The following is a 19,781-nucleotide window of genomic DNA, read 5'->3' as shown; positions in this document are numbered from 1 at the left end:
TAGGCTTTGAAGTCACCAAATTGCTTGGTGATCGCTGCGGTCAGCGTGGTTTTACCGTGGTCAACGTGACCGATGGTGCCGATGTTGCAGTGCGGTTTGCTGCGTTCAAACTTTTCCTTAGCCATAATGGCCTCCTTGATGTTGGAGAGGGAAGCGGCCGCCCGCTTCCCCAATTTCGTTTAGGCGTATTTTGCCTGAATTTCTTCCGAGATGTTCGACGGAACCGGATCGTAGTGGTCGAACTGCATGGTGAACTGGGCACGACCCGACGACATCGACCGCAAGGTATTGATGTAGCCGAACATGTTTGCCAGCGGCACGAACGCGTCGATCGCGATCGCGTTGCCACGCGGTTCCTGACCCGAAACCTGACCGCGACGCGAGGTCAGATCGCCGATGATACCGCCGGTATATTCTTCCGGGGTGATCACCTCGACTTTCATGACCGGCTCAAGCAGCTTGGCGCCTGCCAGTTTCATGCCTTCACGCATGCACATACGTGCTGCGATTTCGAAGGCCAGAACGCTCGAGTCAACGTCGTGGAACTTACCGTCGATCAGGGCGACCTTGAAGTCGATCACGGGGAAGCCGGCCAGCGGACCGCTATCCATGACGGACTGGATGCCTTTTTCAACACCGGGGATATATTCCTTCGGAACAGAACCACCAACGATGCGGCTCTCGAACGAGTACCCTTCGCCCGGCTCGGTCGGGGTGATGATGAGTTTGACCTCACCGAACTGACCCGAACCACCCGACTGTTTCTTGTGCGTGTAAGTGTGCTCGACCTCTTTCGAGATGGTCTCGCGATAAGCAACCTGCGGCGCACCGATGTTTGCTTCCACTTTGAATTCACGCTTCAGACGGTCCACCAAGATGTCGAGGTGAAGTTCGCCCATGCCTTTCATGATGGTCTGGCCCGACTCGAGGTCGGTTTCGACGCGGAAAGACGGGTCTTCTGCAGCCAGACGGCCCAGACCTTGCGACATTTTCTCTTGGTCGGCTTTGGTCTTGGGCTCGACCGCGATCTCGATCACCGGATCGGGGAAGGTCATGGTTTCAAGAACCACCGGATCGTTGACGGCGCAGAGCGTGTCACCGGTCGTGGTGTCTTTCAGTCCTGCCAGCGCGATAATGTCGCCTGCGAACGCTTCCGTGATTTCCTCACGGTCGTTCGAGTGCATCATCATCATCCGGCCAACGCGCTCTTTCTTGCCTTTGGTCGAGTTCAAGAGCGTGTCACCCTTGTTCAGGACACCCGAGTAGATGCGGGTAAAGGTCAGCGAGCCAACGAAGGGGTCGTTCATGATTTTGAACGCCAGCCCCGAGAACGCCATGTCATCGTCCGCACGGCGGGCAATGTTACGGGTTTCGGATTCGTCACCGGGTTTGAAGCCCATGTAGTCGACAACGTCCAGCGGGCTGGGCAGGAAGTCGATCACTGCGTTGAGCAGAGGCTGGACGCCTTTGTTCTTGAACGCCGAGCCACCCAGAACCGGAACGAAGGCCAGTTCAAGAGTACCTTTGCGCAACAGTTTGCGCAGAGTCGGCACGTCGGGTTCGTTGCCTTCCAGGTATTCCATCATCGCGTCGTCGTCCATTTCGACGGCCGCTTCGATCATCTTGCCGCGCCATTCTTCGGCCATGTCTTTCAGCTCGTCGCGGACCGGTACTTTGACCCACGATGCGCCAAGGTCTTCCCCTTGCCACAGCCATTCTTCCATGGTGATCAGGTCGATCAAACCTTCCAGCTCGGATTCTGCGCCGATCGGAATACCGACGGGAACAGCGGTCGTGCCAGTACGGTCTTCGATCATGCGCACACAGTTGAAGAAGTCGGCGCCGATCTTGTCCATCTTGTTGACGAACACCATGCGCGGAACCTTGTAGCGGTCAGCCTGACGCCACACGGTTTCGGTTTGGGGTTCAACACCGGCGTTGGCGTCCAGAACACAGACAGCACCATCGAGAACCGCCAGCGAACGCTCAACTTCAATGGTGAAGTCAACGTGGCCGGGGGTGTCGATGATGTTCAGACGGTGTTTGGGGGTATCGGCAGTTTTACCGTCTTCGGTGCGTTCCCAGAAAGTGGTGGTTGCAGCCGAAGTGATGGTGATGCCGCGTTCCTGTTCCTGCTCCATCCAGTCCATGGTGGCTGCACCATCGTGCACCTCACCGATGTTGTGGGATTTGCCGGTGTAATACAGGATACGTTCCGAGCAGGTGGTTTTGCCTGCATCGATGTGCGCCATGATACCGAAGTTGCGGTATAGTTCGAGCGGATATTCGCGTGCCATTGGTCTATAGCCTCTGAAGGATTACCAGCGATAATGGCTGAAGGCTTTGTTCGCCTCGGCCATCTTGTGAGTGTCTTCCCGCTTCTTGACGGCGGCACCGCGCGAGTTCACGGCGTCCAGAAGTTCACCTGCAAGGCGTTCTTCCATGGTGTTTTCGTTGCGCGAGCGCGAAGCGGTGATCAGCCAGCGGATGGCCAGGGCTTCACGGCGCTCGGGGCGCACCTCAACCGGCACCTGATAGGTCGCACCACCCACACGACGCGAGCGAACCTCGACGGCGGGTTTGATGTTGTCCAGGGCTTCGTGGAAGACTTCCACGGGGGCGCGCTTGACTTTGCCTTCAACACGATCCAGCGCGTTGTAGACGATTTTCTCTGCAACCGACTTTTTACCGTCGATCATCAGGTTGTTCATGAACTTCGAGAGTACGCGGTCGCCGTATTTGGCGTCGGGCAGTACTTCGCGCTTCTCAGCAGCGTGACGACGAGACATGTTCTGTTATCCTTCTTACTTAGGACGCTTCGCGCCGTACTTCGAACGACGTTGCTTACGATCTTTGACGCCTTGGGTATCCAGAACACCGCGCAGGATGTGGTAACGGACACCCGGAAGGTCTTTCACACGACCGCCGCGGATCAGAACAACCGAGTGCTCTTGCAGGTTGTGGCTTTCACCCGGGATATACGAAATGACTTCGTAACCGTTGGTCAGGCGCACCTTCGCAACTTTACGCATAGCCGAGTTCGGTTTCTTCGGGGTGGTGGTGTAAACGCGGGTGCATACGCCGCGCTTCTGGGGGCATTGCTCGAGGTGCTGCGACTTCGAGCGCTTGATTTTGGGCTGACGCGGCTTGCGGATCAGCTGTTGAATCGTTGGCATTGGGTCTCTTCCCGTTTCCTACATGTGCTGCACGAGGCAAGCCCCATGCGGTTGATTTGTCAGCCTGTGCGTCCACAAGCGAAAAACCCGCGAACGTTCCCATTCCGAGGCGAACGACGCGGTGTTGTAACAGAGGGTGCAAGCTTCAAAGTAGCTCGGACCTTGACCACTACAGTTTTGATATCGGCACATTAAGGGGCGCCCCCCTAAGCCGGATGACGCGCGATATATGGGGAGTCGCCCCGCTTGTCAACAGCCGCCCCCTGATGCACTTTGGCAGCGTGGGCCATTTCGTGCCCGCAATCAGAAACCACATTTTTATAAGACGCTCCGTCCCGAGATGGAACCGGCGTCGCAAAACATGTCATTTACAGGGACGCCCATGAAAAGCTCGGACATGCAGGTCATTGGATTGTGTCGGTTTTCCTATCCCGCAATCGGCGGGTTCCAGGTAGAACATGACACGCTGGAGGACAGAATTGCCTATCTCTACGCCGAGGACCGGCTGGAAGAACGGTTCCGCCTTCTTGAAACAGTCGCCCTGCCCTGCCTGCGCCAGCAAACGGACCCAAACTTTGACCTTGTGATCGTAATCGGGGACCAGTTGCCCCGTAAACATGTCGAACGTCTGCTGGATCTGACCTCGGACATGCCACAGGTCCAGATCCGCGCCGAGGCCCCGGAACAACAGCGCCCGATCATGAAGCGTATCTTGAACGAGGCGCGTCGCGATCCGTCAGAACCCTGTCTTCAGTTTCGTTATGACGACGACGACGCCGTGTCCGTCGATTTCGTCCGGTTGCTGCGCGAGGCGGCCGATGACGCGGCCAAGCTTTGCAAAAAAAACCGGACCGTCGGCTTTGACTGGCATAATGGCTATGTCGCCGAATTTGACGCAGTCGGCATCAGCGCCACCCAGATCTACCGTCAGCTCTATGTCGCGTCGCTTGGCATGTATGTACGGGGCAATGACGGGTTGACCATCATGAATTTCGCCCATGAACGCCTGAACCGGTTCATGCCTGTGGTCAGCTATGGTGAAGAACCGATGTGGGTCCGCAGCCATAACGGATACAATGACTCGCGCCAGAAAAAGGTGCGCCCCGTTCCGGTCGAGCCCCTGAGCAAAGAGCAAGAGGCCGAATTCGCCGCGCGCTTTGGCATCACGACAGATCACGTCAAGTCGGTTTTCGGCGCATGAGTCCCTCGCGGTAAAGCGTAAAAATACCAGTTGCCACCACAATGGTCGCTCCTGTCAGAGTCAGAGGATCCGGCCAGTCGCCAAAGACCAACAGGCCCAACAGCAACGCCCAGAGCAAGCCTGTATAGCGGAAAGGTGCCACAACGGCGACTTCGCCGACACGCATGACCAATACCGAAAACAGGTATCCGCCGATGATGAACACCGACGCGCCGGCCAGCAGCCCAGCTTCGCGCGGTGTCACCGGCACCCATGTCTCGCCCAGCGTCGCAACCGCAGAAAACGCGAGAATCCCGACGGACGCGGACAGTGTCACAGTCATCGACGGCACAGCGCGGGACATGCGGCGCGTCGAAAGATCGCGTGCAGTCACACAGCCCACGGCAGCCAGCGCATAAATGGAATATAGATCGAACCCTTCGGGGCCGGGACGCACAATCAACAGCATTCCGGCAAAACCCATCAGAATAGCGGTCATACGTCGCCAACCCACCTGTTCGCCAAACAACAGCGCCCCGCCCAGGGTCACCGTCAGGGGCAATACCTGCAACACGGCGGTCACATTGCCAATCGGCATATGCATCAAGGCGGTAATAAAGAAATAGGCCGCACCGATCTCGCTCGCGGTGCGCAAGCCGATCAGGGCCCAATCGCGGCCGGGCAGGCGCAAGCGGATCGCGCCCATGCTACGCGCCATCGCATAAATCAGCACCGTGGTCAGGCAGGCCCGCAGGAACAAGAGTTGAAACAGGGGCATCTCGGGGCCGATCAACTTGATGCAGGTATCGTTGAAGGTGAAGGCCGCCATGCTGCACATCATCAGCACCGCCCCCTTCATGTTGTCCGAAAGATGCACTCCTGCCCCTCCTCGCCAAAAAACCAGACGACCCTAGACCGCACCTCTTAGATCACCAAGCCCCATTCTTCACCTCTTTCCCTGTACTCAAAAACCAGAAAGGCCCCCGGCGCAATGACGGGGGCCTTTCCTCGTTTTCTTGGATACCGACGATCAGTCCAGATCGCGACTTTCGGGCGTTTCCACCAATCCGCTATCGAACACATCGTCCGCCGAGAGGTCCTCGGTCGGAGCTGCCAAGGCCGCTGCAGCCTCAGCTTCTTCGCGACGTGCTTCCAGAACCACGTTGTCGCGATCCTGTGCGATACGACGGACGCGCTGTGTGGCGCCACCGGTCCCAGCCGGGATCAGACGACCCACGATGACGTTCTCTTTCAGACCGACCAGCTTGTCTTTCTTACCTTGGACAGAGGCCTCGGTAAGAACACGGGTGGTTTCCTGGAACGACGCCGCCGAGATAAACGAACGGGTCTGCAGCGAGGCCTTCGTGATCCCCAAGAGGATCGGCTCGCCCGACGCCAGACGACGGCCTTCTGCCGCGGCTTTCTCGTTGGCCAGATCGAACTCTTGCTTGTCTACATGTTCGCCTTTGAGCAGCGTGGTTTCACCCGAGTCCAGGATCTCCCACTTCTGCAGCATCTGGCGCACGATCACTTCGATGTGCTTGTCGTTGATCTTCACACCTTGCAGGCGATAGACGTCCTGAACCTCGTCGATCATGTAATCGGCCAGGGCTTCTACACCCATGATGGACAGAATGTCGTGCGGGGCCGGGTTACCATCCATGATGTAATCGCCCTTCTGGACGAAGTCACCTTCCTGAACAGGAATGTGCTTGCCCTTGGGCACCATGTACTCGACGGTTTCCATCGACTCGTCAGACGGCTCGATCGCGATGCGACGCTTGTTCTTGTAGTCGCGGCCAAAGCGTACGTAACCATCGATTTCGGCGATGATTGCGTGGTCCTTGGGACGACGTGCTTCAAACAGTTCGGCCACACGCGGCAGACCACCGGTAATGTCCTTGGTCTTGGCGCCTTCGCGCGGAATACGCGCAACCACGTCACCGGCTTTGACTTCCTGACCGTCCTCAACCGACAGAATGGCGTCCACCGACATCGGATAGTGTACCGGATTGCCCGCATCATTGCGGACCGGTTCCCCGTCTCCATCGACCAAGATGATCTCCGGCTTCAGTTCATTTCCTTTCGGCGCAGCACGCCAGTCGGCAACGATCTTCTGGGTCATACCGGTCGCTTCGTCGGTCTCGTCACGGACGGCAATACCCGAAACAAGGTCGACGAACTTCGCGGTACCCGACTTTTCTGCAAGGATCGGCAGGGTGTAAGGATCCCATTCGAACAGCTTGCCGCCACGAGCAATCGCCTCGCCATCGCGGACAAACAGCTTCGAACCATAGCCAACCTTGTGGTTCGCGCGTTCGTCCCCGTTTTCGTCACGGATGATGAGCTTCATGTTGCGGCCCATGACCAGGATTTCGCCCTTTTCGTTTTCAAGAACGTTGGCGTTCTCGAATTCGATGGTGCCGTCTTGCGACGCCTCGAGGAACGACTGTTGGCCACCTTGCGCAACACCGCCGATGTGGAAGGTCCGCATCGTCAGCTGCGTACCAGGTTCACCAATCGACTGGGCCGCAATAATGCCGACCGCTTCACCGACATTGACGCGTGTACCGCGCGCCAGGTCACGACCGTAACACTGGGCACAGACGCCTTCTTCGGCTTCACAGGTCAGCGGAGACCGGATGCGCGCCGAAGCCACGCCGGCTTCGTCGATGGCATCTGCCATGCGTTCGTCGATCAGTTCACCCTTGGCAACCAGCACCTCATCGGTGCCGGGACGCATGATGTCCTCACCTGCCACACGGCCCAGAATACGCTCGGCCAGCGACGCCACGACTTCACCGTCGTTCACAGCGGCCTCAGCGCTGATGGTGTTCTCGGTACCGCAATCCTGCATACGCACGATACAGTCTTGCGCCACGTCCACCAGACGACGGGTCAGGTAGCCCGAGTTCGCAGTCTTCAGCGCGGTATCCGACAGACCCTTACGGGCACCGTGGGTCGAGTTGAAGTATTCAAGAACGGTCAGACCTTCCTTAAAGTTCGAGATGATGGGTGTCTCGATGATGTCGCCGTTCGGCTTGGCCATCAGGCCGCGCATCCCGCCCAGCTGTTTCATCTGAGTAACCGAGCCCCGCGCACCGGAGTGCGCCATCATGTAGACCGAGTTCGGTTCCGCTTCGGCACCATTCTCGTCGTGCTTGGGCGCCGAGATGGTATTCATCATCGCGTCGGTGACCTTATCGTTACACTTCGACCAGGCGTCGACAACTTTGTTGTACTTTTCGCCCTGTGTGATCAGGCCGTCCATGTACTGTTGTTCAAAGTCCTTTACCTGGCCGCGGGTGTCATCGACGATGCTCCATTTGTCATCAGGGATGACCATGTCGTCCTTGCCGAACGAAATCCCGGCTTTGAACGCTTCTTTAAAGCCCATCGACATAATCTGATCACAGAAGATGACCGACTCTTTCTGACCGCAATAGCGATAGACGGTGTCGATGACGTTCTGAACGTCTTTCTTCCGCAGCAGCTTGTTGACCAGATCGAACGGTGCCTTGGTGTTCTGCGGCAGCAGTTCCCCAAGCAGCACACGGCCCGGCGTGGTCTCGTAACGCTTCATGATCTCCATGCCGTTTTCGTCGATCTGCGGGATCCGCGCGGTGATCTTGGCGTGACGGTGCACCTCGCCCGAGTCGAGCGCATACCGCACTTCGTCAATAGACGAGAAGACCATGCCCTCGCCCTTCATGCCTTCGCGCATGATGGTGGTGTAATACAGGCCCAGAATCATATCCTGCGAAGGCACGATGATCGGCGCGCCGTTTGCGGGCGACAGAACGTTGTTTGTCGACATCATCAGAACACGCGCTTCAAGCTGGGCTTCCAGCGAGAGCGGCACGTGCACAGCCATCTGGTCACCGTCAAAGTCCGCGTTGAACGCCGAACAAACGAGTGGGTGCAGCTGGATGGCCTTACCTTCGATCAGAACCGGTTCGAACGCCTGGATGCCAAGACGGTGCAGCGTTGGCGCACGGTTCAGCATCACGGGGTGTTCGCGGATCACCTCGTCCAAGATATCCCAGACTTCGGGACGTTCTTTTTCAACCAGTTTCTTGGCTTGTTTCACGGTCGAAGACAGGCCTTTGGCTTCAAGACGCGAGTAGATGAACGGCTTGAAGAGCTCCAACGCCATCTTCTTGGGCAAACCACACTGGTGCAGTTTGAGTTCCGGACCGGTCACAATGACCGATCGACCCGAGAAGTCGACGCGTTTCCCCAGAAGGTTCTGACGGAAGCGGCCCTGCTTACCTTTCAGCATGTCCGAGAGCGATTTCAGCGGACGCTTGTTGGCACCGGTGATCACGCGACCACGACGGCCGTTGTCAAAGAGGGCATCAACCGATTCCTGCAGCATCCGCTTTTCGTTACGAACGATGATGTCGGGCGCACGCAGCTCGATCAGACGCTTCAAACGGTTGTTCCGGTTGATCACGCGACGATACAAGTCGTTCAAATCCGAGGTCGCGAAGCGGCCACCATCCAGCGGAACCAGCGGGCGCAGTTCCGGCGGGATCACGGGGATCACGGTCAGGATCATCCACTCGGGGCGGTTGCCCGACTCGAGGAAGGATTCAACGACTTTCAGACGCTTGATGATCTTCTTAGGTTTCAGTTCCCCAGTCGCTTCGGCCAGATCGGCGCGCAGCTGTTCGGCTTCTGACTCAAGGTCGATCGCAGCCAGCATTTCGCGGATTGCTTCGGCGCCGATATTGGCGGTGAACGCGTCCATGCCATAGGCGTCCTGCGCATCCATGTACTCTTCTTCAGTCAGCATCTGGCCGTATTGCAGGTCAGTCAGACCGGGCTCGATGACAACATAGTTTTCAAAATACAGAACACGTTCCAGATCGCGCAGGGTCATGTCCAGCATCAGGCCGATACGCGACGGCAGCGATTTCAGGAACCAGATATGCGCTACGGGCGCGGCCAGTTCGATGTGGCCCATACGCTCGCGACGAACTTTCTGAAGGGTGACTTCCACACCACATTTTTCGCAGACAACACCGCGATATTTCATGCGTTTATATTTGCCGCAGAGACATTCATAGTCTTTGATCGGACCAAAGATACGCGCACAGAAGAGACCGTCGCGTTCAGGTTTGAACGTACGGTAGTTGATGGTTTCCGGCTTTTTGATCTCACCGTAAGACCACGACAGGATACGCTCGGGCGATGCCAGCGAGACTTTGATCTCGTCGAAGACTTTGGGCGGGGTCAGCGGGTTGAACGGGTTGTTCGTGATTTCCTGGTTCATTTTGATGTCCTCAAATTTGTGCGGAAGGGATAATGGGGTAAGGGCGTTGCGCCCTTACTCGTCCACCTCCGCATCCAGGAGTTCCATGTTCAGGCCGAGGCCGCGGACTTCTTTCACCAGAACGTTGAACGATTCCGGTACGCCCGCTTCAAAGTTATCCTCGCCCTTGACGATCGACTCATAGACCTTTGTCCGGCCAGCAACGTCATCCGACTTCACGGTGAGCATCTCTTGCAGGGTGTAGGCGGCACCGTAAGCTTCCAGAGCCCAGACCTCCATTTCCCCGAAACGCTGACCACCGAACTGCGCTTTACCACCCAGCGGCTGCTGGGTCACAAGCGAGTACGGACCGGTCGACCGAGCGTGAATCTTGTCGTCAACCAGGTGGTGCAGTTTGAGCAGGTACTTGATGCCCACGGTCACCGGACGTGCAAACTGTTCGCCGGTACGACCGTCAAACAGGATCGACTGACCCGATTGCGAGAACCCGGCACGCACCAGCGCATCGTTGACGTCTGCTTCTTTCGCGCCGTCAAAGACCGGCGTTGCGATTGGCACACCACGGGTCACGTTGCCCGCGCTTTCCAGAAGTTGGCCTTCATCCATGCCGCTGATGCCTTCTTCATAAACATCTTCGCCATAGGCGAGTTTCATCGCTTCGCGTACCGGCGTCAGGTCGCCCGAGCGACGGTATTCCTGCAGCGCTTCGTCCACGTTCAGACCCAAACCACGTGCGGCCCAGCCCATATGGGTTTCGAGGATCTGACCGACGTTCATCCGCGAAGGCACACCCAGCGGGTTCAGACAGAAGTCAACCGGCGTACCATCGGCCAGGAACGGCATGTCTTCCATCGGAACAACCTTGGAAATCACACCTTTGTTCCCGTGACGACCGGCCATCTTATCGCCCGGCTGCAGCTTGCGCTTAACGGCGATGAAGACTTTGACCATCTTCATAACACCCGGAGGCAGGTCGTCGCCACGGCGGACTTTTTCGACCTTGTCCTCGAAACGGTGGTCCAGAGCGCGTTTCTGGATCTCGTACTGCTCGTTCAGAGCCTCGACAATCTGAGCGTCCTTCTCGTCTTCGAGGGCCAGTTGCCACCACTGGCCGCGTGTCAGCGTATCCAGCAACTCTTCGGTGATTTCCGAACCGGCTTTGACACCTTTGGGGCCTTTGACAGCGGTCTTGCCAAGGATCAGACCTTTCAGACGGGCATAGATGTTGCGATCCAGGATCGCCAACTCGTCATCACGGTCACGGGCCAGGCGTTCGACCTCTTCTCGTTCGATCTGCAGGGCACGTTCGTCTTTTTCCACACCGTGGCGGTTGAAGACGCGAACCTCGACAACGGTGCCAAAGTCACCCGGTTTCACGCGCAGCGAAGTATCGCGAACGTCAGAAGCTTTCTCACCAAAGATGGCGCGCAGCAGCTTTTCTTCCGGAGTCATCGGCGATTCACCTTTGGGGGTGATTTTACCGACCAGAATGTCGCCCGGCTCAACGTCTGCACCGATATACACGATGCCCGCCTCGTCGAGGTTGCGCAGCGCTTCTTCCCCGACGTTCGGGATGTCGCGGGTGATTTCTTCCGGCCCCAGTTTGGTATCACGTGCAGCAACTTCGAATTCCTCGATGTGGATCGAGGTAAAGACGTCATCACGCGCGATGCGTTCCGAGATCAGGATCGAGTCTTCGTAGTTGTAGCCGTTCCAAGGCATAAACGCGACGACCACGTTTTTACCCAAAGCCAGTTCACCGATATCGGTCGACGGACCATCGGCGATTACCTCACCCTTGGTCACAGTATCGCCCACCTTCACCAGCGGACGCTGGTTGATACAGGTGTTCTGGTTTGAACGCTGGAACTTGCGCATGCGGTAGATATCCACGCCCGCATCCCCCAGTTCGAGATCTTCGGTCGCACGCACAACAATACGCTGGGCATCAACCTGGTCGATGATACCGGCGCGAGTTGCCATGATGGCCGCGCCCGAGTCGCGGGCCACGATTTCTTCGATGCCGGTCCCAACCAGCGGCGCTTCTGCGCGCAGCAGCGGCACGGCCTGACGTTGCATGTTCGAGCCCATGAGAGCGCGGTTGGCGTCGTCGTTTTCGAGGAACGGAATCAGTGAGGCGGCAACAGACACCAACTGTTTCGGCGAAACGTCGATGAGGTCGACATTCTCGCGCGGTGCCAGCGTGTAGTCGCCATTCTGACGGGTCGAAACGAGATCGTTTTCGAACTTGCCTTCCTCATTCAGATTGGCGTTCGCCTGCGCCACGGTGTGGCGCATCTCTTCAGTAGCCGACATGTAGTGCACTTCGTCGGTCACTTTAGCGTCTTTGACGACACGATACGGTGTCTCGATAAAACCGTACTTGTTCACGCGGGCAAACGTCGCCAGCGAGTTGATCAGACCAATATTCGGCCCTTCAGGCGTTTCAATCGGGCACATCCGGCCATAGTGGGTCGGGTGCACGTCGCGGACCTCAAAGCCCGCACGCTCACGGGTCAGACCACCCGGGCCAAGCGCCGAAAGACGGCGTTTGTGGGTGACTTCCGACAGCGGGTTGGTCTGGTCCATGAACTGCGACAGCTGCGACGAGCCGAAGAATTCACGCACCGCAGCCGCGGCAGGCTTCGCGTTGATCAGGTCTTGCGGCATGACGGTGTCGATTTCGACCGACGACATACGTTCCTTGATCGCGCGCTCCATACGCAGCAGGCCAACGCGGTACTGGTTTTCCATCAGTTCGCCAACCGAGCGCACACGACGGTTGCCGAGGTGGTCAATGTCGTCCACGTCGCCTTTGCCGTCACGCAGTTCAACCAGCGCCTTGATGCAGGACACGATGTCTTCCTTGCGCAGGGTGCGCATGGTGTCTTCGGCATCCAGTGCCAGACGCATGTTCATCTTCACCCGACCGACGGCCGACAGGTCGTACCGCTCGGAGTCGAAGAACAGCGTGTCGAACAGGGCCGACGCGGCCTCGACCGTGGGCGGCTCGCCCGGTCGCATGACACGGTAGATATCCATGAGCGCGGTTTCGCGGTTCATGTTCTTGTCCTGCGCCATGGTATTGCGCATGTACGGGCCGACATTGACGTTGTCGATGTCCAGAACCGGGATATCGGTGATGCCGGCCTGCAGCAGATCGTGCAGGCTGCCACCAATCACGTCGCCGTCCTTGTCGTACTCCATCGTCAACTCGTCACCAGCCTCGACATAGATCGCGCCGGTTTCTTCGTTGATGATATCCTTGGCGACGTATTTGCCGACGATGTGATCAAAGGGCACCAGCAGATCGGTGATCTTGCCTTCGTCGATGATCTTCTTGACCGCGCGCGGGGTGACTTTCTTGCCCGCTTCGGCAATCACTTCACCGGTGGCGGCGTCGACGAGATCATAGGTCGGACGGGTGCCGCGCACACGCTCGGGGAAGAACTTGGTGACCCAGCCCTTGTTCTTTTCAAGTTTGTAATCAACGGTGTCATAGTAGGCATCCATGATGCCTTCCTGATCCATACCCAGCGCATAAAGCAATGTCGTGACCGGCAGTTTGCGGCGACGGTCGATACGGGCAAAGACGATATCCTTGGCGTCGAACTCGAAGTCCAGCCACGAGCCGCGGTAGGGAATGATGCGGCAGGCGAACAGCAGTTTGCCCGAGGAATGGGTTTTGCCCTTGTCGTGGTCAAAGAACACGCCCGGCGAGCGGTGCATCTGCGAAACGATCACACGCTCGGTGCCGTTGACAACAAAGGTGCCATTCGGGGTCATCAGGGGCATATCGCCCATGAAAACGTCTTGTTCCTTGATATCCTTGACGGATTTCGCACCAGTGTCTTCGTCGACATCAAACACGATCAGACGCAGCGTCACCTTCAGCGGTGCCGAATAGGTCATGTCGCGCTGCATGCATTCTTCAACGTCGTATTTCGGCTTCTCCAGCTCGTAGCTGACGAATTCCACAACACTGGTTTCGTTGAAATCTTTGATCGGGAAAACCGACTGGAACACGCCTTTGATGCCTTCGCCATCGGTCGGCTGGTCCGCATCACCAGAGCGCAGGAAAAGATCATACGAGGCCTTCTGGACCTCGATCAGGTTGGGCATCTCCAGCACTTCGCGGATTTTGCCATAATATTTACGTAGACGTTTCTGGCCAAGGTAGGTTTGAGCCATGGTCGAAATCACCTTTCTATTCTCATGCGAGTGCGCCTGCCGTCGGGCCCCGGCATCGCCCCCATCCGAGACGACCTAAGATTCGATCAATTCCCGGCCTCCGTCCCAAAGGAAGCCTCCCGATCTTTGAACCTGGTCTTAGGCAGGGCTTTCAGCAAAAGCTCTCTCTGAGACAGGTTCGGCTGGGCACGGGGAATGCCCGTACCCAGCCTAAAATCACCTCCGGGGAAACCCCGGCAGCAATTACTTGACTTCGACCTCGGCGCCAGCTGCTTCCAGCTTGCCTTTGATCTCTTCGGCTTCGTCCTTCGAAACGCCTTCTTTGACAGCCTTGCCGCCGGCTTCGACCAGCTCTTTGGCTTCTTTGAGGCCCAGGCCGGTGATGCCGCGGACTTCTTTGATGACGTTGATTTTCGAGGCGCCGGCCGACTTCAGGATGACGTCGAATTCGGTTTTCTCTTCCTCAGCTGCGCCACCGGCGTCGCCTGCGGGGCCAGCAACCATTACGGCGCCACCAGCAGCCGGCTCGATGCCGTACTCGTCTTTGAGGATGGTTTTCAGTTCTTGTGCTTCCAGCAGGGTCAGACCCACGATGCTTTCTGCGAGTGCTTTCAGATCAGCCATTTTAGACTCTTTCCGTTTCTAAGTATGTGTTCCAACGTCGGGCGTTCACCCACACGCGGTTCTCAAGTTGCTTACGCAGCTTCTGCCTTTTCCTCGATGGTCGACAGAATGCCAGCGATGTTGCTTGCAGGTGCGCCAATTGCGCCAGCGATGTTCGAAGCAGGTGCGCCGAGCATGCCCGCGATGGTAGCAATAAGCTCCTCGCGCGAAGGCATTTTCGACACGGCTTCTACGCCGGCACGGTCCAGAGCGTTCTCGCCCATTGCACCGCCAATGATTTCGAACTTTTTGTTCGTCTTGGCGAAGTCCTCGGCCACTTTGGCGGCTGCCACAGGGTCCTCGGAATAGGTCAGAACGGTCATACCCGAAAGAAGGTCAGCCATGCTTTCGCAGGGCTTGCCCTCAAGGGCGATCTTGGCGAGCCTGTTTTTGGCAACACGTACAGCACCACCCGCTTCACGTGCACGTGCGCGAAGGTCCTGCATGTCGGCAACCGTGAGGCCCGCGTAGTGTGCAACCACTACGACGCCAGAGCTTTCGAAGATTTGGCCGAGCTCTTCGACCAATTTTTCTTTCTGGGCTCTATCCACAGTTTTACTCCAAATTTGGGGATCTCTCCCCGGCTCAGTTTTGGCGGGTTCCCCCACCGTTCGGGTCCATTTTACGGGTCCCGAGGCCAGATCACCCGAAGGTCGAAACCTTACGGAAAGTTCTCGTCTCGTTTCCCATCTCAGGAAGGAATTATGAGGTTTCCCTCACCCTCCGTCTCGGACAGGACGGGGCCAAGTGTAGGCGGCCCCGCCATTCTTCGGGTTGCCCCGAGGAATTCTTGTTACTGCGCTGCAGCGTTGTCGACGTCAATGGTCACGCCCGGGCCCATGGTCGAGCTCAGAGCGATCTTCTTGACATAGGCACCTTTGGCACCTGCCGGCTTGGCTTTGAGAACGGCGTCCATGAAGGCACGCACGTTTTCAACCAGCTTGGCTTCGTCGAACGACACCTTGCCCAGACCTGCGTGCACAACACCGGCCTTTTCGACCTTGAACTGCACTTCGCCGCCCTTGGCTTTGGCAACAGCGTCGGCCACATCCATGGTGACGGTGCCGACTTTGGGGTTCGGCATCAGGTTGCGCGGACCTAGGACTTTACCCAGACGACCGACAACCGGCATCATGTCGGGGGTCGCGATGCAGCGATCGAATTCGATGGTGCCGCCTTGAACGGTTTCCATCAGATCTTCTGCGCCCACGATGTCCGCACCAGCGGCCTGAGCTTCTTCTGCTTTCGGACCACGGGCAAACACGGCGACGCGCACGGTTTTGCCGGTGCCATTGGGCAGACCAACCACGCCACGAACCATCTGGTCTGCGTGACGCGGGTCAACACCCAGCTGAACTGCGATTTCGAGGGTTTCGTCGAACTTGGCCGAGGCGGTGCCTTTGACAAGGGCCACGGCTTCTTCGACGGTCAGGTTTTCTTTTCCTGCGAACGCTTCGCGCGCGGCGGCAGTACGCTTACCAACTTTAGCCATTACTTCACCTCGATGCCCATCGAGCGCGCCGAACCGAGGATGATCTGCATGGCAGCATCGATGTCGTTCGCGTTCAGGTCTTTCATTTTCGCTTCCGCGATCTCTTTCACCTGTTTCGTGGTCACCGAACCAACGGTTTCACGGCCGGGGTTGTTGGCGCCCGATTTCAGCTTGGCAGCTTTCTTCAGGTAGTAAGACGCAGGCGGCGTCTTGATGTCCATGGTGAAGGACTTGTCCTGATAATAGGTGATCACGGTCGGGCACGGCGCACCAGGCTCCATGTCCTGCGTCTTGGCGTTGAACGCCTTGCAGAATTCCATGATGTTGATACCGCGCTGACCCAGAGCCGGACCAACGGGCGGCGACGGGTTTGCTTGACCGGCGGGCACTTGCAGCTTCATCGTGCCGGCGAGTTTCTTGGCCATGTGGCCTCTCCTTCTTTCCAACACCTTCGGGACGCGTCCCTCAGGCTCTCAGTTGTGTGGTCCAGTCCGCGCATCGCGATGCGCTCGCCTCCCACGCTTGCCGCTTCCCAGAACCGGAAAGGCGGCGCTACATCAGGCCTGCTTGGTGACCTGCGTATACTCCAGTTCGACCGGGGTCTCCCGGCCAAAAATCGAAACGGTCACCTTAAGACGTTGATTATCCTCATCAACTTCTTCGACCATCCCGTCGAAATCTTCAAACGGGCCATCGTTGACCTTGACCTTCTCGCCCACTTCGAACGAGATCATCAACTTGGGCGCTTCCTCACCTTCCTGAACGCGGTTCAGAATGCCGTTCACTTCGGCGTCGCGCATGGGCATCGGGCGGCCCTGCGGACCAAGAAAGCCGGTGACGCGGTTGATCGAGTTGATTAGGTGGTAGCCCTGGTCGCTCATCTCCATGTGCACGAGCACATAGCCCGGCATGAAGCGGCGCTCGGTCGTGACCTTCTTGCCACGACGCACCTCGATCACTTCCTCGGTCGGAACGAGGACCTCATCAATTTGATCTTCAAGGCCATTTTCGGCAACCGACGTGCGGATCTGCTCGGCGATCTTCTTCTCGAAGTTCGACAGAACACTTACCGAATACCACCGTTTCGCCATCAGATCGTTCTTCCCGTCACTCAGCGGCCAACAGACCGCATTGCCAATAGTCCTGCCCCAAAGGGCCTCTCCCCAACAAAAAACCGGCGCGCAACACGAATCGCCGCACGCCATTTAAGGAAGTGGGGTGTCATCTACCTCCCACAGCGATTGAATTCAAGGCCTCGCCGTAAAAAAGCTCGTGTCACGCGAAAACCCGCGAACTGCCCGGTTTGTACCGACCCCGCACCCCGGTATATGCGTTTTGTACAAAACTCTTGGCCACGCGCATTCGGCGTGGTCCCGCACCCAGCCAGGCGTTTTGACCAAATGCGTGTTTACAAACTGTATAGAGTGAGGAGGAGCGCCATCCTAGCACTGGCCACAGGCGAGGAGAAACGGCCCGGCCAACCCCGCCCACACTACAAGAGTCGAGAAGGGGGGGCGTAGACCCTTAACCGAAGATGGTCAGGATACCTTGCAGGCCACTTCTGACCAGAAGATCCACAAGGAAGAAGAAGACGGCGGTCAGCGCGGCCATGATGAACACCATGACGGTGGTCAAAAGAACTTCGCGGCGGGTCGGCCAGACGACCTTGGAGACCTCGGCACGGACCTGCTGGATAAAGGTAAGCGGATTGGTTTTGGCCATGATGCTTCTTCTTAGACTGGATCAGAGGCTCACATACGCGGCACGCCGACGAATTTCAAGGGCTGTTTGCCCCATTGCCAGGGCACCGGGGATTTCCCCCCGATGCCCCTGCCCGCGCGCAGCCGTCTGGGGATGCGGCCTCGCTCAGAACACCCAAAGCGCCACACCTACAAGCATCAAAAGCGCTGCGCCACGGGCATAAAGGTCGACCTGCCAGACAAGACACCCTTGCGTGTGTCGATCTGAAGCCTCATGCATCTTGCGCACCCAATCGGTCGGCACCTTATGACCGTCATCCGGTTTCTTCTCGGAGAAATGCAAAAGAGGTTTCAGCGCCGGTGCGCCGGACACAACGCACTCGCGCTGTTCGGGGGGCGTTTGCCCCTCGGTTTCTGCGGCAGCGTCAACAGCGCGCGTTGCGATCGTCGGGCCGCTTTGCGAAAGGCCCTCATGCGGCTCTGATGCGGGCGGATCCGCAGGCTGTGCGGTCTCGTCCACAAGGTCGCGAATGACAGATAGTGTGTCCTCGTTAAACGCTTCACCCGGTTCGATGATCTCTTCGCCGTATTGGCGCGCAGGCTGACCATCGGACCGGTACAGTCCGTGTTTCCTGGTCATGGCAACGACTTCCCATGTCTCGGGCGCACGCAGATTTCAGCGTGATTTTGCATACGCCTGTTTCCCCCAACGAGACCGGGTTCATTGGCAGCGCACCCAATCTCGGCACATCCATGGATGTATCAAGGCAATTTGAAGGACAATTGGGGCCATTTCAGGGTCATATTCGGGCAAGAATGTGGCCAGACGACAGAATCATACCCCCGCGTGACGCGGCAAGTTGAAGTGTTTTGTTCATGTAGAGAAAATGGCAGGGGCAGCAGGGTTCGAACCCGCGACCTACGGTTTTGGAGACCGTCGCTCTACCAGCTGAGCTATACCCCTAAGGCCGAGCCTGTTCCTATGCCAGCACGAAACGGGACTCAAGAGGAAAATCTCTTCCAACTGCGGTTTTCCACAAGGTTGTGCGGCGATGCCGGACGCAGTACACCGCTTGGCACCGGGGGCGCCCCTGCCCCTTTATGGAAAGAACCACGAACCGTGAGCCTCAGAAAGAAACTCGCCGACAGTGAACGGTTGCAATCCTGGGTCGTCAGCCTTCTGGAACGTCGCGTGCGCAAGGCCTGGCGCAGTTCGAGATGGCAGCGGATCGGATTTGAGCCGATGGAAGACTCGCTGCGCGCGGGGGAACCGGTGATCGTGGTGCTATGGCACCAGCGCCTGATGATGTCGCCTTACCTCTTTCCAACCGAGTTGGGCCCGATTTTCACCCTGACCTCGGCGGCGCGGGCGGGGCGGCTGGCAGGGCAGTTCCAGACGCGGTTCGGCATGGAAACCATCTCCATGAATTCGCGCGAACGCCACGTGACCATGTCGCGGCAGATCCTGCGCAAGATCAAGGAAGGCTATTCGATCGGCATTGCCGCAGACGGGCCACGCGGCCCTGCGCGGGTCTGTTCGACCGTGCCCCTCGTCTGGGCGCGGTCGGCCCAGAAACGCGTGTTCGTGGTGACCTTCAGCGCGGACAATGTGCGCGCCTTGCCGACATGGGACGAAATGTGGGTGCCGCGGCCACGCGCCAAGGGCGTGCTGCTTTGCGAGGAATGGACAACGCCGGTACCCCGCAAGATGGACGCGGCACAGGAAGAGGCCCTGCGCCTTGACCTTGAGAACAGCCTCAACGCCCTGAGCGACCGCGCCGATAAAATGGTGCGGAGCTAACCACCCAAAAACTGCGGCTTCGCCGGGGTCTCGCGTTACAGTTCAAAACAGCCCAAACAAAAAGGCCGCCCGAGGGCGGCCTTTTCTATCATTCGACTGGTGTCGACTTACGCGACGATCTTCGACACATCCTTGTAGGTGCGTCTCGGGATCATCGATTACTCGACGATCTTCGACACATCCTTGTGGGTGCGTCTCGGGATCGTCGATTACTCGACGATCTTCGACACAACGCCCGAACCAACGGTGCGGCCGCCTTCGCGGATCGCAAAGCGCAGGCCCTGCTCCATCGCGATCGGC

At 57.9% G+C, this 19,781-nt stretch carries 17 protein-coding genes and 1 tRNA gene; 2 read left to right on the top strand and 16 right to left on the bottom strand.

All coding sequences use genetic code 11. The features are described from left to right. From WNE31_RS17895 to rpsL, 4 genes are all read right to left on the bottom strand, one after another. A partial coding sequence (locus tag WNE31_RS17895; RefSeq protein WP_231704078.1) for a GTP-binding protein occupies positions 1-125 on the bottom strand: 125 nt, incomplete at its 3' end. Positions 126-179: 54 nt separating this feature from the next. Next, entirely contained in the window at positions 180-2,297 is a 2,118-nt protein-coding gene (fusA, locus tag WNE31_RS17890; RefSeq protein ID WP_349981311.1) for an elongation factor G, read from the bottom strand. Between the two features lie 21 nt (positions 2,298-2,318). Then, positions 2,319-2,789 (bottom strand): 30S ribosomal protein S7, encoded by a 471-nt coding sequence (rpsG, locus tag WNE31_RS17885; RefSeq protein WP_349981310.1) that lies wholly within the window; start codon positions 2,787-2,789, stop codon positions 2,319-2,321. Positions 2,790-2,804: 15 nt separating this feature from the next. After that, positions 2,805-3,176, bottom strand: a complete 372-nt coding sequence (gene rpsL / locus WNE31_RS17880) for a 30S ribosomal protein S12 (protein ID WP_054000841.1) — start codon at positions 3,174-3,176, stop codon at positions 2,805-2,807. A 397-nt stretch (positions 3,177-3,573) separates the two neighbouring features. Here rpsL and WNE31_RS17875 point away from each other — a divergent pair, with 397 nt between their 5' ends. Beyond that, positions 3,574-4,377, top strand: a complete 804-nt coding sequence (locus WNE31_RS17875) for a putative rhamnosyl transferase (RefSeq protein WP_349981312.1) — start codon at positions 3,574-3,576, stop codon at positions 4,375-4,377. Here WNE31_RS17875 and WNE31_RS17870 read toward each other — a convergent pair. The 11 genes from WNE31_RS17870 to WNE31_RS17820 all read right to left on the bottom strand — a co-directional run bounded on the left by WNE31_RS17870 (position 4,355) and on the right by WNE31_RS17820 (position 18,644). Continuing rightward, a complete protein-coding gene (locus WNE31_RS17870; RefSeq protein WP_349981309.1) occupies positions 4,355-5,233 on the bottom strand; it encodes a DMT family transporter in 879 nt (292 codons plus the stop codon). The genes WNE31_RS17875 and WNE31_RS17870 overlap by 23 nt on opposite strands. 153 nt (positions 5,234-5,386) lie before the next feature. Beyond that, entirely contained in the window at positions 5,387-9,634 is a 4,248-nt protein-coding gene (gene rpoC, locus WNE31_RS17865) for a DNA-directed RNA polymerase subunit beta' (RefSeq protein ID WP_349981308.1), read from the bottom strand. 54 nt (positions 9,635-9,688) lie between these two features. Further along, the gene (gene rpoB / locus WNE31_RS17860) at positions 9,689-13,825 is read right to left on the bottom strand and encodes a DNA-directed RNA polymerase subunit beta (RefSeq protein ID WP_349981307.1); all 4,137 of its coding nucleotides are present in this window, start codon (positions 13,823-13,825) and stop codon (positions 9,689-9,691) included. A gap of 243 nt (positions 13,826-14,068) precedes the next feature. Next, the gene (rplL, locus tag WNE31_RS17855) at positions 14,069-14,449 is read right to left on the bottom strand and encodes a 50S ribosomal protein L7/L12 (RefSeq protein WP_349981306.1); all 381 of its coding nucleotides are present in this window, start codon (positions 14,447-14,449) and stop codon (positions 14,069-14,071) included. A gap of 71 nt (positions 14,450-14,520) precedes the next feature. Then, complete coding sequence (gene rplJ, locus WNE31_RS17850; RefSeq protein WP_349981305.1) at positions 14,521-15,039, bottom strand: 50S ribosomal protein L10; 519 nt, start codon at positions 15,037-15,039, stop codon at positions 14,521-14,523. Between the two features lie 242 nt (positions 15,040-15,281). After that, positions 15,282-15,980: a 50S ribosomal protein L1 gene (rplA, locus tag WNE31_RS17845; RefSeq protein WP_349981304.1), complete on the bottom strand. Its 699-nt coding sequence runs from the start codon at positions 15,978-15,980 to the stop codon at positions 15,282-15,284. Beyond that, entirely contained in the window at positions 15,980-16,405 is a 426-nt protein-coding gene (rplK, locus tag WNE31_RS17840; RefSeq protein ID WP_349981303.1) for a 50S ribosomal protein L11, read from the bottom strand. Before rplK ends, rplA begins: the two co-directional genes overlap by 1 nt. A gap of 132 nt (positions 16,406-16,537) precedes the next feature. Continuing rightward, the gene (gene nusG, locus WNE31_RS17835; protein WP_349981302.1) at positions 16,538-17,071 is read right to left on the bottom strand and encodes a transcription termination/antitermination protein NusG; all 534 of its coding nucleotides are present in this window, start codon (positions 17,069-17,071) and stop codon (positions 16,538-16,540) included. Positions 17,072-17,504: 433 nt separating this feature from the next. Further along, positions 17,505-17,702: a preprotein translocase subunit SecE gene (secE, locus tag WNE31_RS17830; RefSeq protein ID WP_349981301.1), complete on the bottom strand. Its 198-nt coding sequence runs from the start codon at positions 17,700-17,702 to the stop codon at positions 17,505-17,507. Between the two features lie 144 nt (positions 17,703-17,846). Then, positions 17,847-18,320 (bottom strand): hypothetical protein, encoded by a 474-nt coding sequence (locus WNE31_RS17825; RefSeq protein ID WP_349981300.1) that lies wholly within the window; start codon positions 18,318-18,320, stop codon positions 17,847-17,849. Between the two features lie 248 nt (positions 18,321-18,568). Beyond that, a tRNA-Trp gene (locus WNE31_RS17820) sits at positions 18,569-18,644 on the bottom strand. A gap of 156 nt (positions 18,645-18,800) precedes the next feature. Between WNE31_RS17820 and WNE31_RS17815 the strand changes: the two genes are divergently transcribed. Continuing rightward, positions 18,801-19,481 (top strand): lysophospholipid acyltransferase family protein, encoded by a 681-nt coding sequence (locus WNE31_RS17815; RefSeq protein ID WP_349981299.1) that lies wholly within the window; start codon positions 18,801-18,803, stop codon positions 19,479-19,481. Positions 19,482-19,690: 209 nt separating this feature from the next. Here the strand turns inward: WNE31_RS17815 and WNE31_RS17810 are convergent. Further along, a partial coding sequence (locus WNE31_RS17810) for an EF-Tu C-terminal domain-related protein (RefSeq protein ID WP_349980149.1) occupies positions 19,691-19,781 on the bottom strand: 91 nt, incomplete at its 5' end.

It is taken from the genome of Shimia fortis, from assembly GCF_040225985.1.
GTDB lineage: Bacteria > Pseudomonadota > Alphaproteobacteria > Rhodobacterales > Rhodobacteraceae > Shimia.
This window is presented reverse-complemented; position numbering and strand designations above follow the sequence as displayed.